The sequence below is a fragment of the Lysinibacillus sp. NPDC058147 genome, from assembly GCF_042884205.1.
Lineage (GTDB): Bacteria > Bacillota > Bacilli > Bacillales_A > Planococcaceae > Lysinibacillus.
The window spans coordinates 345,255-362,261 of the sequence record NZ_JBHVUJ010000003.1 but is presented as its reverse complement, the minus strand read 5'-3'; the positions used below and the strand labels follow the sequence as shown (position 1 = coordinate 362,261).

The following is a 17,007-nucleotide window of genomic DNA, read 5'->3' as shown; positions in this document are numbered from 1 at the left end:
AAAGTATTATATTTCTGAATTGTTTATAGATGCGCGAAAAGAACAATGGAAACTGGTTCATAATAGAATTAGAAGTTTATATGTCCAAGCTTTTCAGTATGCTAAATGCTTAATAAAATACTACTATTCGACGTAAGTTTTTAAGTATTGGAGCAATAAAAAAACTCCCATCACAGTGTTTATAGTACTGTTGACAGGAGTTAAGGTTATTATCGATTAGCAATCCAAGTTTTCACAAGATCGGCAGTACCATAAACGTAATGCTGCTCGCCTACTTCATGGTAAGATGCGCTATCGTCAACTTCCGTATGCTTGTACGGAATTCGTTGACGGCGTTTTTCTGACATTGGGTCAGGAAGTGGAATTGCTGATAATAATGATTTTGTATACGGATGAACAGGGTGATTGTAAATATCATCTGCTTTACCGATTTCCATGATTTTACCACGGTACATAACAGCGATACGGTCACTGATATACTTAACCATTGATAAGTCATGGGCAATGAAAAGATATGTTAAGCCACGTTCTTTTTGTAGTTCTTTTAATAAGTTAACAACTTGCGCTTGAATCGATACGTCAAGTGCAGAAATAGGTTCATCGGCGATAATAAACTTTGGATCTAAGCTTAGCGCACGAGCAATTCCAATACGTTGACGTTGACCGCCAGAGAATTCGTGTGCATAACGGTTTGCATGCTCCTTGTTTAAGCCAACAGCCTCTAACAGTTGATTAACTTTTTCACGACGCTCTTTTTTATCTTTGTAAAGACCGTGAATCGTAAAGCCTTCACTAATGATTTCTCCAGCTGTCATACGCGGGTTTAATGAAGCATATGGATCTTGGAAAATCATTTGCATTTGACGATTGAATTTCTTTAATTCATCTTTGGATTTTTTCCCATGGACGTTCTCGCCATCGAAAATAATTTCCCCATCTGTAATGTCGTACAGACGAATGATGGAACGACCAGTTGTTGATTTACCACAGCCTGATTCTCCTACAAGACCGAGTGTTTCACCTTCGTATACATCGAAGCTAATACCGTCAACAGCTTTAATAGGGTTACTTGCTGAACCGAAATGCTGTTTTACATTTTTTATTTCAAGAATTTTTTTTGCGCCCGATTTAGTCATTTGATTGTGCCTCCTTTGCTAAATATCCTTCAATACGTTTAGCAACCGCATCTGGAAGCGGAATTTTTGGTGCATCAGGATGCATCAACCAAGTTTTGGCAAAGTGTGTTTCACTTACTTGGAACATCGGTGGCTCTTGCTCATAGTCAATAGCCATTGCAAATTCATTACGAGCGGCAAACGCATCGCCCTTTGGAGGGTTAGTAAGATCTGGTGGTGAACCAGGAATCGTGCGTAATAGCTCATCAGTATCGTTATCTAAGTCTGGCATTGAACCAAGCAGACCCCATGTATAAGGATGCTTAGGATTATAGAAAATATCATTAACAGTACCATATTCAACGATTTGACCTGCATACATAACTGCAACACGGTCGGCGATGTTTGCCACGACACCTAAATCGTGGGTAATGAAAATGATAGATGTTTTCGAATTTTTTTGGATTTCTTTCATTAGCTCTAAAATTTGCGCTTGAATCGTAACGTCTAACGCTGTTGTTGGTTCATCGGCTATTAGAAGCTTAGGATCAGCTGCAAGTGCGATAGCAATAACAACACGTTGACGCATACCGCCCGAAAATTCATGCGGGTATTGGTTATAACGTTTTTCAGGGAAGGGGATACCTACCTGCGTTAAAAGTTCGATTGCACGTTTTTTAGCATCAGCTTTTGATACTTTTTTATGTTGTAAAATAACTTCAGTTATTTGACGTCCGACCTTCATAGTCGGGTTTAAGCTTGTCATTGGATCTTGGAAAATCATTGCAATTTCATTTCCACGTACTTTTGACATTTCTTTATCGCTTAAAGGTACTAAATCGCGGCCATTAAATAAAATTTGTCCTGACTCATAAATACCAGGTGGCTGTGGAATTAGTTTCATTAATGCGTTACTCGTAACACTCTTACCAGAACCGGATTCACCAACAATTGCGAGTGTTTCACCTTCTTTTAAGTCAAAGTTTACACCACGAACAGCATGAACAAGCCCTGCATACGTTTTAAAGTTTATTTTTAAATCTTTTACTTCTAGAATTGTTTTACTCATTTCGGCCACCTCCTTATTTACGTAGTTTTGGATCTAATGCATCACGTAAGCCGTCACCAACTGCGTTAAACGCAAAGATTGTTAGTGAAATGAACAATGCTGGGAATATTAAACGCCAAGGGGCATTTGTAATTGCACCATTACCTTCAGAAGCCATTGTTCCCCAAGAGGCTTGTGGAGCAGGAACTCCAAGTCCTAGATAACTTAGGAAAGACTCTGTAAAAATAGCAGATGGCACTGTTAATGTCATTGTTACTAAAATTGCACCAAGTGCATTAGGAACTAAATGTTTAAGAATTAAATGTCCTGTTCTTGCACCTAAAGTACGTGCAGCCAAAACATATTCTTGATTTTTAATAGCTAATACTTCACCGCGAACAATACGGGCCATATTGATCCATCCTGTAATGGATAGTGCGATAATCATTGGTATGATACCTTGTTGTAATACTACTAAAAGCACGATTACAACTAAAAGGTAAGGTATAGCTGTTAAGACATCGGCAATACGCATCATAATATTGTCAACACGACCGCCTGCTAACCCAGAAATACTTCCCCATAATACGCCAATGATTAAGTCAATGATTGCAGCAGCAAACCCGATGAATAAAGAAATACGAGCGCCAGCCCATACTCGAACGAAAATATCTCGACCTAAATCATCTGTACCAAACCAAAATTCTGATGATGGTGGGGCATTAAAAACACCTAATTGCTCACTATAGTGGTATTGTGAAAAGATCGGCACTAATATAGCCATTAAAAATATAATTATTAAAGCTATTAAACCGAAAATTGCCATTTTATTATGGGAAAAACGAATAAATACTTCCTTCCAAAAGGAGACTGATTTATCAGCTAATCTTTCAGTTGCTTCATGATTTCCGCCAACAATTTTAAACTTATCTTTTTCGATTTGTTGCTGTGTCATTACTTTTTCGCTCCTTTCAGCTTAATTCGCGGATCGATTACACTATATAAAATATCTACGATGAAGACCGCAAACAAAAGAATGATTGAGAAGAACACAGTTGTTCCCATAACAACTGTATAGTCACGGTTCGTAATACTTTGTACGAAGTGTTTACCTAAACCAGGAACCGCAAAAATTTGCTCTACAATGAAGCTACCTGTAACAACCCCAGCTGTTAATGGACCTAAATAAGTAACGACTGGTAATAGGGCATTACGTAATGTATGGCGGAAGACGACTGTCCATTTACCTAAACCTTTTGCACGAGCCATTTTTACGTATTCACTATTATTTTGTTCAAGCATACTTGAACGTGTTAGCTTAGCTATAAAGCCCATATGCGTTAATGCAATAGCTAAGGCTGGCAATATACTATAATTAAAGCCTTTCCATCCACTAATCGGGAATAACTGAAGTTTGTATGCAATGAAATACTGCATGAGTCCAGCTAAAATGAAAGATGGAACGGAAATGCCCAGCACCGCAAAGGTCGTTGCCAAATAATCTGGGAACCTATTATGATAAAGCGCTGCCACTACACCAATTAATACACCAAATCCAATTGCTAGCAGCATAGCTTCAATTCCTAAAGTTAAAGATACCGGGAAGCCTTCTGCAATCATATCATTCGTAGAACGCGCTTTATATTTCATAGATTCACCGAAATTAAAAGTGGCCGCATCGATTAAATAATCTTTGTACTGAATATACCAAGGGTTATTTAATCCATACGTTTCGTTTAACTTTTCCTCTATTTGAGGAGGGAAATTACGTTCAGATGCAAATGGGTTACCAGGAGCAAGACGTAATAGGAAAAACGTAGCCGTTACGATGACGAAAAGCGCGAGAAGTATATACATCAGCCTTTTCAAAATATATTTAATCACATAAAACTCCTCCTTCTATTTGTCAATTATCTGACAAATAAGTGCCTTCGTATTTTAAAAAGAGCTGACTCGAGCCGCAAGGGCTATGAGGCAGCTCTTCGCATAGAGCTTAAAAGAAATTGTAAAAAAATTATTTAATCTTTACGTCTTTAATGTGGATGTCACCAGTTGGGTTTGTATCTAAGTTTTCGATACCTTTTTTAACTACAGATAAGTGAGTGTAGTAGTAAATAGGTGCAACTGGGAATTCTGTCATAGCAATTGCTTCTGCTTGTTTTAAATAATCAAGACGTTTAGCTTCGTCTACTTCAGCAACAGATTTTTTCAATAATTCTTTGTATTGAGCATTTTCCCAACCTGTTTGGTTGTTACCGTTTTTAGCTGTATCGAACATTTCAAGGAATGTATATGCGTCTACATAGTCAGCTACCCAGCCCATACGACCAATTTGATAGTCACCAGTTTTTAATTTTTCTAAATAAACTTGCCATTCTGAGTTATCCAACTGAGATGTAATACCAAGTTTTTTGCTCCATTCTTCTTGAACATATTGAGCGATTGCTGCATGCCCTTCAGAAGTGTTATATGAAATGTTAACTTTAATATCTTTAGGGTCTTTAATACCAAGTTCTTTCATACCTGCTTCAAGAGCAGCTTTTGCTCCATCAACATCATTATCTTTGAAGAAACCACGGTCTTTTTCAAATCCAGGAACGCTGAACGGAACCATACCTAGAGCCGGTTTTTGCTCACCTTTAGTTACGTTGTCAATTAATTTTTGACGATCGATTGCTAGAGTAAGAGCTTTACGGATATTAGCGTTAGACATAATTTTATCTTTTGTATTGAATTTATACCAATAAATACTTGCTTCGTCCTTGATTTTTAACGAACCATCTTTTTTGAATTCATCAATTACATTAAGGTCTATTGTTTGGAATGGTTTACCGATATAGCTAAGCTCGCCACCTTTAAACTTAGTAGCAACAGTTGATTCTTTTTCAACAAAAGAAACATTTACAGTATCGACATCAACATTTGATGCATCCCAATAATCTTCATTTTTTGCAAGAACGATAGAATCGCTATGTTTCCAATCGCTTAATTTATAAGGACCATTTGTTACGTAATCTTTACCTGCGTCAGCGTACCATTCTTTATTAGCTTCAGTCACTTTTTGGTTAATTGGTAAATAAGTTTTGAATCCTGTTAATTCTAGGAAATAAGGAGTTGGGTTTTCTAAAGTTACGACTAAAGTTTTGTCATCTTCAGCTTTGACACCAACAGCATCAGCAGAACCGCCTGCTTCGTTGTATGCTTGAGCCCCTTTAATTGGGTAGAAAATAGAAGCATACTGTGAAAGATTTTCTGGATTTAATGCCCATTTCCAAGCATATTCGAAGTCACCTGCTACAACTGTATCGCCATTTGACCATTTTGCATCACGTAAATGGAAAGTATAAGTTTTTTTATCATCACTTATATCCCATTTCTCAGCCATACCTGGAGTAGGAGTACCTTCTTGGTCTACAACAACTAGACCTTCAAAAATGTTAGTTAAGATTGCACTAGAATCAGTATCCGATGCAAGTCCTGGGTGTAAAGATGGTGGTTCTGAAGCGATTGCTAAGTTAAGCTCTTTCGATTTTGAACCAGAATCTTTGTTGCCGTCTGAAGATGATGAATTATCAGACTTATCACCACCGAAGCCACATGCAGCTAGTACTAATGAGAACACTGCAAGGACCGTTAATAATAAAAACTTTTTGTTTTTATTCATGTGAATCCCCCTTATACAATTTTAAGCCTTCTGTGAAGCTCTTATTTAATATACCAAAAAAATCATTGTGCACAAAATAAAAAAGATTCAAATTTATATAGTATTATCTGACATTTAAGAAGATAATAATTTTTTTCTATTTATTACTTTAAAGAATGAAAGCACTTTCATAATAAAAAATTGATGTTTATTTGTTCTGAATATCAAAAATAAAATAAAAATAAAAAAATGACACATTATACCGAAAATTCATATTCTTTAGATAATGATATTGTTATTTTAAAAATGAGTCAAAAGTCATAGTGTGGAACTATAAGATATTTGTATATATTTGTAGAAAATCATTGTAAAACTGAGGGAATTAGAATCTAGGTCATATATTTTTTGGCAATTTATAATCTCAAAGAATGAATATTTTTATCTATTAATGATATATAAGAAACTTGTTTTGTATTTATCTAAGATTAACTAGTATAAGAGAGAAAAATGAAGAATTAGAGTGAAATGTGCTTTCCTTAAAGAAAAAATGCACGGTATTTTAGTGAAATATGTTTTATTGAAATAATTTAGTCATTACTTGAATATACAGCAATGTATAAAAAAACGGTGCATTGAATCAATTATATGTAAGAATAATTAGGAAAATGATAAATGGAAAAACATACCTACTCTTAGGTGTTTCTATGATGTTGTTTTTTGGAGAAATCCATTTGTCTCACTTAGGAGGAAAGCTTCTACATAAAGTTACTAAAATATTGTGTAGGTAGAACTTAATGAGTAGAAAATTACTTAACTTCTCTATATGGTCGATTTTACCATATTGACATTACTGAATGGTGGTTTTCCTAAAAATGGGTGAATATTTCCTGAAATAAGTGAAAGGTTATCATAGTGCTATACGTGTAGTCTCTACTGCTGATGCTGCTTTGCATTCGCATTTTTGCTATCAGGGATGCAGAGAAACATTAATAAAGCAGAGCATTTCGATTAAAGAAATGCTCTGCTTAAATGTTTAAAGCTTAAATTGATTGATTTGGTCTTGTAAGTCCAAGGATTTTTCGCTTAAATCTGTTGCTACATGATTTACTTGTTGCATTGTCACTGCTTGTTCTTTACTAGCTTCTGCAATAATCTGCGTATTGTCTGCACTAGAAGAAGAGCCATGAGCTATTTCTGCAACAGAGGCTGCTACTTGTTCAGCACTTGCAGAGATTTCTTCAGAAGTAGACGAAATGTCTTCTATTTGAACTGTCATCGTAGTGATTGCTTTTACGATTGCTTCGAAAGAGTTACCAGCATCCCCAATAATTTTCACACCATCTGTGACAGAGTGTAGCCCATCTGTGACGGCTTTTTCTACATTTTGCGTATCTTCTCGGATTTCTTGCGTTAAGGTAACGATTTGATTGGCAGATTGCTTTGATTCTTCTGCTAGCTTTCGAACTTCGTCAGCTACAACGGCGAAGCCTTTGCCATGTTCACCTGCACGCGCAGCTTCAATTGCAGCGTTGAGCGCTAATAAATTCGTTTGATCTGTGATGGCTGTAATTACTGTAGTGATATTGCCTATTTCTTCTGATTGCTTACTTAATTTTTGAACGAGCTTGTTAATTGTTTGAGTAGAATCATAAATTACGTTCATTTGTTGTTGAGCTTCATCTACTGTACTATTACCGTTATTCGCCAACCCAGTTGTAGTCACTGCACTTTGATGAAGTTGTTGAGTTGCCTCTGCTATACGTTGTACACCTACTGCTGTTTCATCCATTGCATGTGCACTCTCGTTGGCAGCGATTGTAGCGGTAGATGCTGCATTCGCTGTCTCGTCAATGCGTATAGTAATTTCATCAGTAGAAGTAGAAATCTCTTCGATAGAGGCGGATAGTTCTTCAGCAGAAGCTGATAAATGTTCCGCATTGCCTTGGATATGTGTTAATAAACCTCGTAAGCTACTTTTCATTACGTTAAAGGCTGTAGAAAGCTGACCAATTTCATCTTTAGATTGATGGGAGATATCTTGATGATATAATTCACCATTAGCAATATTATTTGCAGCAATAACTACGGATTTTAAAGGGCGTGAAATTGTACGCTGTACATAATACATCAGAGATATCCCAAGAATTACACCAATGATGATAGCAATGATGGAGATTGTTTGAGAATTGGATACAGCTTGTTTAGATTCTTTCGTGACAATATCAAGTTGATTTTTTTGATAACTTACAATTTTCTCTGACACTGCTAACAAATCTGTATTTGCTTTTTGAACATCGCCATTAACTTTTTGTATCGCTTCTTCTAATTTTCCGGCATCATGAAGTGCTAGTGCTTCTTCAGCTGCTTTGTTAAAACCTTCATTATATGTATTTAAATCTATTGCATAAGTCTCCATTTCGGATGAATCAGATTTTTCCATGATCTCTATTACATGCGTATCTAGCTTTCTAGCATACTTTGTAAAGTTATCTTTATTAGCTGCTGTGTCTTCGAGGAGTATTGCCCGAATGTAAAGACCTTGCATTGCTCGTTCAGCTTGAATATTATCAGCTAATTCTACTAGCGCTACACGATTTTCTAGCGCGTTGTCTACTTTCTTGTTAATGTTTGAGAATTGGATAAACATAATCACCAATGAAATAATTAAAGTCAGAATGATGGTTAAAAAACCAAAGCTTAATTTTTTGCCTACAGACATAGAGATACGTCCTTTCTGGAATGCTATTTACTTTTTATTTAAATTTAGCCATTTATAAGGGGGGAAGTCAATAAATAGTTCGGAATATTCACGAGTTTTTTTAGCGGTATTATAATAAGAAACAATAGCTTTAAAAATCAATAAAGTTAAAGGGAAATATAATATATAGTAAGTGGAAATCGCCATAAAAAAAGAATACGATACATTTCATATCGTATTCCAATGTTTAAGATTGTTTTTTTAATTGTAAAATGACAGCTTCATCTGGATCGATGTATACAGTCTTTTGTTCAAAGTAAATAACAAAACCAGGTTTAGCCCCATTTGGTTTTTTTACCTGACGTATTTCTGTGTAATCTACTGGAACAGAGGAAGAGTCTCTTGCTTTTGAAAAATAGGCAGCAAGTGTTGCAGCTTCTCGTAATGTTGTTTCGTCAGGTTCACTTGTATGGATGACAACATGTGAGCCTGGAATATCCTTCGTATGCAGCCAAATATCTGTGCGTTTAGCAATTTTAAATGTAAGCATGTCATTTTGTTTGTTATTTTTTCCAACAGAGATCGCTACACCGGTTGAAGAAACATAACGTTCAGGTTCAGGCTTCGCTTGTTTTTTCTTTTTTCGTGCATGACGTAACTTCAAATAACCTTGTTCTGCTAATTCTTCGCGAATTTCTTCAATATCTCCAGGAGCAGCTTGTTGTACCTGCTGAGCAAGCATTTCGAAATAGGCAACTTCTTCTTTTGTTTTTTCTAACTGTTCTTGAACCATAATAAGGGCATTTTTTGCTTTTGTGTATTTTGTGTAATAGCTTTGAGCATTTTCAACAGGTGTTTTACGTTCGCTCACTGGAATGATGATTTCTTCATCTCCAGTTTCACTATAATAGTTAGTGACAGTTACTTCCTTTACACCTTTTTCAAACGCGTAAACATTCGCCATCAGTAATTCTCCATATAATTGGAACTGATCTAGCTTAGATGCGCGTTCGTAGTCTTTATTTAGCTTTTTAGTTTTTAATATAAGCTTGTCAATTTCATTTTGTAGCCATCGCTCCAAATCGCCTGCCTGCTGTTTAACGCGATCACGCTCAGCTCGAGCAAAGAATACACGGTCAAGTAGCTCATGTACATTTGGATAAATCGTTACATCTCCTTGTAAATGTGTTAGTGCTATTGGTGAGAAGTACGTTTTATTATTTGCGATTACATACATCGGCTTTGTTCCACCATTATTAAAGGAAGCTATAAAATTTTTAAAGCAATTTACACGATCATCTGTGTCTGTTAATCGGAATAATAATTCCTCAGCATGTACAGGTGAGAAACCAATAAATTGCGAAACTACTTCCTTAGCCGTTTTTGCTTCAGAGAAAAACAGTGTAAGTTGTTCGTCAGTCACTGCTAGAGGGTGCCATTTATTCTGTGCGGGCGGTGCGATATAAGGCTGCCCAGGTAAAACTGTACGGAAACTATTCACGGAAGGTGGCAAATGCTTTAAGCTGTCGACTATTTTTCCCTGCTCCTTATCTATTAACAACAGGTTACTGTGACGGCCCATAATTTCAGCATGTAGCTCCCTTACTATAGGGTCACCAATTTCATTTTTACTTTCAATTTCTACTATTATAATGCGATCAAAATCGTGCTGTTTAATAGAAGAAATAAAACCACCCTCTAAATGCTTTCTCAAGAGCATACAAAACATAGGGGGTTCTGCTGGATTGTCAATAGATTGCTCAGTAAGGTGAACACGTGCGTAAGAAGGATGAATCGAAAAAAGTAATTTTTGATTGCTTCCGTTCGCACGGATATGTAAAACAACCTCCTGAGCGTTTGGTTGATGTATTTTAGTGATCCGACCTGTTACTAATTGTTGTAGGTCGGCTGTCATTGAATAAGTAAATAAGCCATCAAATGCCATATGAATTCCTCTTTCCAACGATATAAGCATCCTTGGTACTTTCGTATTTATTATTTTAATAGTGTAGCAAGCTTTTCCGCCAGAGTGTGTGGTTGATTTTCGTTCCGGCTGGGCGCTTTTATCACTGCCGCTACGCTTTCGCGCAGATAAAACATTTGTTGCTGACGCTACGCTTTCGCACAAAAATCATTTGCAGGCCAAAGCACAAAGCCGTTTCCGGACGCAATTATGTCGAGGCATAATTGATCAGGTGTATTGATTAACCACTTTTATCTTCTCAAATTATTTAGAGTGTAACTGAATTAATTTGAGAAGAAATGTTGATTAGAAAACATTGTTTTGAGCAATTAAAGGGTTTTTGTTGATATTTTGCTTATAAGTGCCCGTTTTTAGCAGATTGTAGTGAAGGGCTACTTGACTCCCGCGGGAAAGCGAGACAGACGAGACCCTGCACGAAGCGGAGGAAGCGGCTCGACGCTCGCCCGCAGGAAGCCCTGCTCTGCGCGAAAGCGAAGCGTCAGCGACAAATGTTTTCTGTAGCGAAAGCAAAGCGGCAGCTACAAAGCAAGTAGCCCGTATCGGAAATCTGATTCCCCCGATGAGTCGCCTGTTCTTCACTTTAATCAACTTCTAGACATGGCATACATTTTAACAAATGTCATCTCTATGCTTTGCTAATGAGTTTTTTCTTATGTTTATCATAGCATTTTTTAGGTGAATATTAAAATATAGCTTCATATGTGGTAGAATTAGCTTTTTCTCTATCTTCATTCAGTGGGTGGCCAACCACCCACTGAATGAAGATAGAGGCCTCCGGCGGATGTCACGGATTTTGAAAGGAATGAATAAAGGATGTTAGCCTAAAATCTTCGCATCCTGCGAAAACGGCTAACTGACCTGCATCGTGCAGGCATGGGCACAATTCAAAATACGGACGCAATTACGCTAAGGCGAAATTGATCAATTTTTTTTACGTCATAAATGACAGAGCTTATGTTATAATAATCCCAGTATGCAAAGAAAGGTGTGACGAACCTTGGTGCGTAGTATGACTGGTTTTGGCAGAGGTGTCACAACAACAAGAGACTTTCAATTAACCGTAGAAATGCGCTCGGTCAACCATCGATTTTTAGAAATTAATGCAAAATTCCCGAAAGAATGGCTTGAAGCAGAAATTTTTGCAAAGAAATTAATTTCGCAAGCTTTGTCACGTGGCAAAATTGATGTGATGGTTTATGTTAAGGATTTAGATAACGTCGAGCAATCTATTGAAATTAATTGGTCATTAATTGAAGCGTATCGTAAGGCAAAAGAGCAATTAGCAAGTAAAGTACCACTAGAAGAAAAATGGACGATGCAAGAGCTGCTATCGCTTGAACAAGCGCTTGTACAGGAAAAGCCACAGCTTACACCTGAGGATTTACTTGGTGCTGTTGAAAAGGCTATTACGCAAGCACTTGAACAGCTGATTCAAATGCGTGAGCGTGAAGGGCAAGAATTGCATGATGTTGTTGTACAATATAAAGAACAGTTAATGGAACAAGTGAACCACATTCGTTCATGCGCCTCTTTTGCTGTTGAAAAATATCGTACACGATTATTGGAACGTATTACTGAAGTGGCAGATGGAGCATTGTTAGAAGATCGACTACTTGCTGAAGTAGCGATATTTGCAGAACGTGTGGACATCACCGAAGAATTGGACCGATTAGATAGTCACTTTAATCAACTGAAAGAAACATTAGAAGAAACGATTTCGGTTGGCCGTAAATTAGACTTTTTAATGCAGGAAATACACCGCGAGATCAATACGATTGGTTCGAAAAATCAATCAACAGAGGCGGCCATCGCAGTAGTTCAGGCGAAAACAATTTTAGAAAAGATGCGCGAGCAAGTTCAAAATATCGAATAGCTTGCCTGTATCTGTTATAAATTAAGGGAGATATAGAGAATAAATGATAAAAGAACGTGGATTATTAATTGTTCTGTCTGGCCCATCTGGTGTAGGTAAAGGGACAGTGCGAAAAGAATTATTTTCTCAGCCGAATACGAATTATGAGTATTCCATCTCGATGACAACACGAAATCCTCGCGAAGGTGAAGTAGATGGTGTAGACTATTTTTTCAAGACACGTGAAGAATTTGAAACGTTGATTGAACAGGGTGGCTTATTGGAGCATGCTGAATTTGTAGGGAATTATTACGGAACGCCGTTAGCCTACGTAAATGAAACACTTGATGCAGGACGTGATGTGTTTTTAGAAATCGAAGTGCAAGGTGCTGCACAAATCCGCGAAAAGGCACCAGATGCATTATTTATTTTCTTAGCCCCACCAAGCTTAACGGAATTAAAAGACCGTTTAGTTGGTCGAGGGACGGAAACAGCAGACGTTATTGCAAAGCGAATTGCAACTGCGAGTGAAGAGCTCGAAATGATGAGCCTTTATGATTATGTAGTTGAAAATGATGAAGTGACAAATGCCTGTGATCGTATAAATGCGATTATTAAAGCCGAGCATTGTCGTAGAGAACGTGTTGAAAAAAGATATTTGTCAATGTTGAGAGGAGAATAAACCTATGTTATACCCATCAGTAGATACATTAAAAAAAGAAATCGATTCAAAATACTCTTTAGTAAGCCTAGCATCTAAACGTGCTCGTCAAATGCAAGAGGAACAAGACACTGAACGCTTACACAAGTACGTTTCCCATAAATACGTAGGGAAAGCACTTGAAGAAGTAGCGGCAGGTGTACTTACGAAAGTATCTCAGGATGAGTCAACTGTTTACGAAGACGAAATCTAACATTGGTGTAAATTGCAAAAATGTTAAAGTTTGCAGTGGATTTTTGATTATACAGAATGCCGAAAGCTCCCGAGGAATTTTCCTTTGGGAGCTTATCATTTGAAAGGACGATTGTGCATGAATAAAAATATTTTACTTTGTGTTTCAGGTGGTATAGCGGTTTATAAGGCTGTTGCTCTAGTTAGCAAGCTATCTCAGGCAGGTGCAAATGTAAAGGTTATCATGACAGCATCAGCAAGACAGTTTGTGAATCCGCTGAGCTTTCAAGTTATGTCCAAAAATGATGTTTTTTTTGATACTTTTGATGAAAAGGATTCAAGTGTTATTGCCCATATTGATTTGGCGGACTGGGCAGATTTAATTTTAGTTGCGCCAGCTACCGCAAATGTCATAGGGAAATTGGCGAATGGTATAGCAGACGATATGGTAACAACGACTTTGCTTGCAACAACTGCCCCTGTATGGCTTGCACCAGCGATGAATGTACATATGTATGACCATCCAGCTGTAAAACGAAATTTGTCTCAATTACAATCTGATGGCTATCAATTTATTGAGCCTTCAGAAGGTTTTTTAGCATGTGGCTATGTAGGCAAAGGTCGTTTAGAGGAGCCAGAAAAAATAACGGCGATCGTGCAAGAATTTTTTTCGGAGAATGGTAAACCATTAGCAGGAAAAACGGTAGTGGTTACAGCTGGAGCCTTTTATGTACCATTGGACGAGCACCATGTTATTAGTACACAGTCGAACAGTAAAATTGGTCAGGCAATAGCAAAAGAGGCAAAAACACTTGGGGCAAATGTAATCCTAATAGATGAGAAAGAAACAAGTGTGCATAAACTCATTGAACAGCTTGAGGATTATAAAAAACAATATCCATCTGCATTTTTTATCCATGCAGCAAATACGCCTACAATTGAGGGTGCACCAATACTGTCCGTGGAAGGAATGACCGCAATAACCTTTGGACAAAAGGTTATTGGTGAACCAATGTTAACAATTATGTCTGACGCGTGGATTGATTATAGTGACACGGCAGAAGTAAATGGTCAATTGTGGGATACGACAAATGCCATGCAGTTTGCTCAAGCATTTTGGACATATGTATTACAGGGTGAGAAGCGATGAGTTTGTTGATTGCAGAAGTTATAGTGGACGTTTCAACATACCATGTAGATCGTCCGTTTGATTATGAAGTGCCTACAGAATGGGCACATATTATAGAGATGGGCTGTCGTGTAAAAGTACCGTTCGGACCAAGAAATGTTCTAGGTTTTGTGGTCGGATTAAAAAATGAAACAGATGTACCATCTAACAAATTAAAGTCGATTGCACAAATTTTAGATCTAGAGCCTGTATTAACCGAAGAAATGCTGTTAATGGCTAAGTGGCTAAAAAACGAAACGATTTGTTATGAAATTGATGCCTTACAGGTCATGCTCCCATCAGCACTTCGAGCGAAATATGAAAAAATCATAACGCTACTAGAAGAGAAAGACGCTTTGCCAGATGAGGTGCAAGCTATTTTTGGTAAGCGACAACAGGTTAATTTCAAAGAATTTGAGCGTGCTGAATTACTTCCTTTATTAAAGCACCTTATCACTGATAAAATTGTAAAAATTGAAAATGTTGTGAAGCAGCAAGGCAATGTGAAAGAAATACGGATGGTCAAAATTTCAGATCATCAGCAAGATATCGATAAGGCAATGGAAGGTGCAGCAAGAGCAGCTAAACAACGCCAACTGATTGAATGGATGGGCAAGCATCTTGGAGAGGTCCTTTTGCCACAGAAAGTCTATGAGGAAACAGGTGCATCTACCGCGGTATTACAGTCAGTAATTGAAAAAGGAGCGGCTCGTTTTATTCAAGAAGAGGTGTATCGAGATCCCTTTACGAAGGAGGTTTCCCGTACACAATCTTTACAATTGACGGAAGAGCAGCACATTGCACTTAAGTCTATTAATAGGTCGATGGAAGAACAGACTGCGAAAACTTTTTTACTACACGGCGTCACGGGAAGTGGTAAAACTGAAATATATTTGCAAGCGATACAAAAGGTGTTAGATGAAGGTAAGGAAGCCATTATGCTAGTGCCTGAAATATCATTAACACCACAAATGACAGAGCGTTTTCGTAGTCGTTTTGGTGAGATGGTTGCTGTCATGCATAGTGGCTTATCTGTCGGTGAAAAGTATGATGAATGGCGTAAGATTCAGCAAGGAAAAGTAAGTGTTGTTGTTGGAGCTCGTTCAGCAATTTTTGCACCTTTTACAAATTTAGGTCTCATTATTTTAGATGAAGAGCATGAATCAACATACAAGCAAGAAGATTCACCACGTTATCACGCTAGAGATGTAGCGATTTGGCGAAGTGAATTTTACAAATGTCCGGTTATATTAGGTAGTGCAACACCCGCACTAGAATCATTTGCGAGAGCAAAGAAGGGCGTATATAGTTTACTATCTTTAAAGCAACGTGCTTTGCATCAACCGTTACCAACTGTTTTTATTGCCGATATGCGAGAAGAACTTCAAAAAGGGAATCGTTCTATGTTTTCGGAGCAACTTATTGATGCTATACGCGTAAGGCTTGAGAAAAAAGAACAGATGGTGCTGTTTTTAAATCGTCGCGGCTATTCTTCTTTTGTGCTTTGTCGTGATTGTGGCACGGTTGTACAGTGTCCGAACTGTGACATCTCATTAACGTATCATAGAACAACTGAGAAATTAAAATGCCATTATTGCGGTTATGAGGAGCGTGTTCCTCAAATATGTCCACAATGCCAGAGTGAGCATATCCGTTATTTTGGTACGGGAACACAAAAAGTCGAGGAAGAAATTTATAAGCTGTTTCCTGAGGCAAGGGTTCTTCGAATGGATGTTGATACAACAAAGCAAAAAGGTGCACATGAAGAAATTTTGCAAGCATTTGGGGAAGGACAGGCAGATATTTTGCTAGGGACGCAAATGATTGCGAAAGGTCTTGATTTTCCTAATATTACGCTTGTTGGTGTACTTAGTGCTGATACATCTTTACATCTACCTGATTACCGTGCAGCGGAGCGTACATTCCAATTATTAACGCAGGTTAGTGGTAGAGCTGGACGTCATGAAAAGCATGGTGAGGTTATTATTCAATCGTATACACCAGAGCATTATGCAATTGAATTGGCAAAAATACAAGATTACGAGCCATTTTACGAACGTGAGATGTTTTTACGTCGCCGCTCTAGCTATCCACCGTATTATTATGTAGCACTTGTCCAAATATCTCATGAGGATGTCATGATGGCGGCAGAGTATGCTGGACGTGCAGCAGATTGGCTAAAAGAAAACTTATCAAACCAGGTAGCAATTATTGGTCCAACAACTGCAAGTATTAGTCGTCTCCAAAATAGATATCGCTATCAATGTTTGATAAAATATAAAATTGAACCAAATCTCATTCCTGTATTACAGCGCCTTCTAGCGATGTATCGAGCGGAATGGATTAAACAAGGTATACTAATGACGGCAGATTTAGATCCGTCAACTATATAAAATGCTCCATCACCAGATCGGACATGACATTTTGTTTAAACATATGTCATGCGGATAGGTTGATTGTAGTGTGGGCTGGGCGACTCCTCGGGGATCAGCATCACAGATGATGACCTGCAGCGAAGCGACAGCAACAAATGTTTACTGTGCGAAAGCGAAGCGACAGCAACAAATGTTTACTGTGCGAAAGCGAAGCGACAGCAACAAAGCGCCA

Annotated in this window: 12 protein-coding genes; 5 read left to right on the top strand and 7 right to left on the bottom strand. The window is 37.7% G+C overall.

All coding sequences use genetic code 11. The annotated features are described in order from the left end of the window. Positions 1-209: 209 nt before the first annotated feature. The 7 genes from ACFVT8_RS11260 to ACFVT8_RS11230 all read right to left on the bottom strand — a co-directional run bounded on the left by ACFVT8_RS11260 (position 210) and on the right by ACFVT8_RS11230 (position 10,449). On the bottom strand, positions 210-1,136 hold the full coding sequence (locus tag ACFVT8_RS11260; RefSeq protein ID WP_387079881.1) for an ABC transporter ATP-binding protein: 927 nt from the start codon (positions 1,134-1,136) through the stop codon (positions 210-212). Continuing rightward, a complete protein-coding gene (locus tag ACFVT8_RS11255; RefSeq protein WP_387079883.1) occupies positions 1,129-2,184 on the bottom strand; it encodes an ABC transporter ATP-binding protein in 1,056 nt (351 codons plus the stop codon). The genes ACFVT8_RS11260 and ACFVT8_RS11255 overlap by 8 nt, the downstream gene beginning before the upstream one ends. Positions 2,185-2,197: 13 nt before the next feature. Beyond that, positions 2,198-3,118 carry an ABC transporter permease gene (locus ACFVT8_RS11250; protein ID WP_387079884.1) on the bottom strand — a complete coding sequence of 307 codons (921 nt, stop codon included), beginning with the start codon at positions 3,116-3,118 and terminating at the stop codon, positions 2,198-2,200. Continuing rightward, the gene (locus ACFVT8_RS11245; RefSeq protein ID WP_387079885.1) at positions 3,118-4,047 is read right to left on the bottom strand and encodes an ABC transporter permease; all 930 of its coding nucleotides are present in this window, start codon (positions 4,045-4,047) and stop codon (positions 3,118-3,120) included. The genes ACFVT8_RS11250 and ACFVT8_RS11245 overlap by 1 nt, the downstream gene beginning before the upstream one ends. Before the next feature lie 130 nt (positions 4,048-4,177). Beyond that, positions 4,178-5,827, bottom strand: a complete 1,650-nt coding sequence (locus tag ACFVT8_RS11240; protein WP_387079888.1) for a peptide ABC transporter substrate-binding protein — start codon at positions 5,825-5,827, stop codon at positions 4,178-4,180. Between the two features lie 1,012 nt (positions 5,828-6,839). Beyond that, positions 6,840-8,525: a methyl-accepting chemotaxis protein gene (locus ACFVT8_RS11235; protein ID WP_387079890.1), complete on the bottom strand. Its 1,686-nt coding sequence runs from the start codon at positions 8,523-8,525 to the stop codon at positions 6,840-6,842. A 226-nt stretch (positions 8,526-8,751) separates the two neighbouring features. Further along, positions 8,752-10,449 (bottom strand): Rqc2 family fibronectin-binding protein, encoded by a 1,698-nt coding sequence (locus ACFVT8_RS11230; protein ID WP_387081473.1) that lies wholly within the window; start codon positions 10,447-10,449, stop codon positions 8,752-8,754. Between the two features lie 1,036 nt (positions 10,450-11,485). On the opposite strand from ACFVT8_RS11230, the gene ACFVT8_RS11225 reads away from it, so the two are divergent. From ACFVT8_RS11225 to priA, 5 genes are all read left to right on the top strand, one after another. Then, complete coding sequence (locus ACFVT8_RS11225; RefSeq protein WP_387079892.1) at positions 11,486-12,361, top strand: YicC/YloC family endoribonuclease; 876 nt, start codon at positions 11,486-11,488, stop codon at positions 12,359-12,361. A gap of 43 nt (positions 12,362-12,404) precedes the next feature. Next, a complete protein-coding gene (gmk, locus tag ACFVT8_RS11220) occupies positions 12,405-13,022 on the top strand; it encodes a guanylate kinase (RefSeq protein WP_387079894.1) in 618 nt (205 codons plus the stop codon). 4 nt (positions 13,023-13,026) lie between these two features. Next, the gene (gene rpoZ / locus ACFVT8_RS11215) at positions 13,027-13,254 is read left to right on the top strand and encodes a DNA-directed RNA polymerase subunit omega (protein WP_053483349.1); all 228 of its coding nucleotides are present in this window, start codon (positions 13,027-13,029) and stop codon (positions 13,252-13,254) included. A gap of 117 nt (positions 13,255-13,371) precedes the next feature. After that, on the top strand, positions 13,372-14,382 hold the full coding sequence (gene coaBC, locus ACFVT8_RS11210) for a bifunctional phosphopantothenoylcysteine decarboxylase/phosphopantothenate--cysteine ligase CoaBC (RefSeq protein ID WP_387079897.1): 1,011 nt from the start codon (positions 13,372-13,374) through the stop codon (positions 14,380-14,382). Further along, positions 14,379-16,793, top strand: coding sequence for a primosomal protein N' (priA, locus tag ACFVT8_RS11205; protein ID WP_387079899.1), 2,415 nt, complete (start codon positions 14,379-14,381; stop codon positions 16,791-16,793). The genes coaBC and priA overlap by 4 nt, the downstream gene beginning before the upstream one ends. Positions 16,794-17,007: the final 214 nt, after the last annotated feature.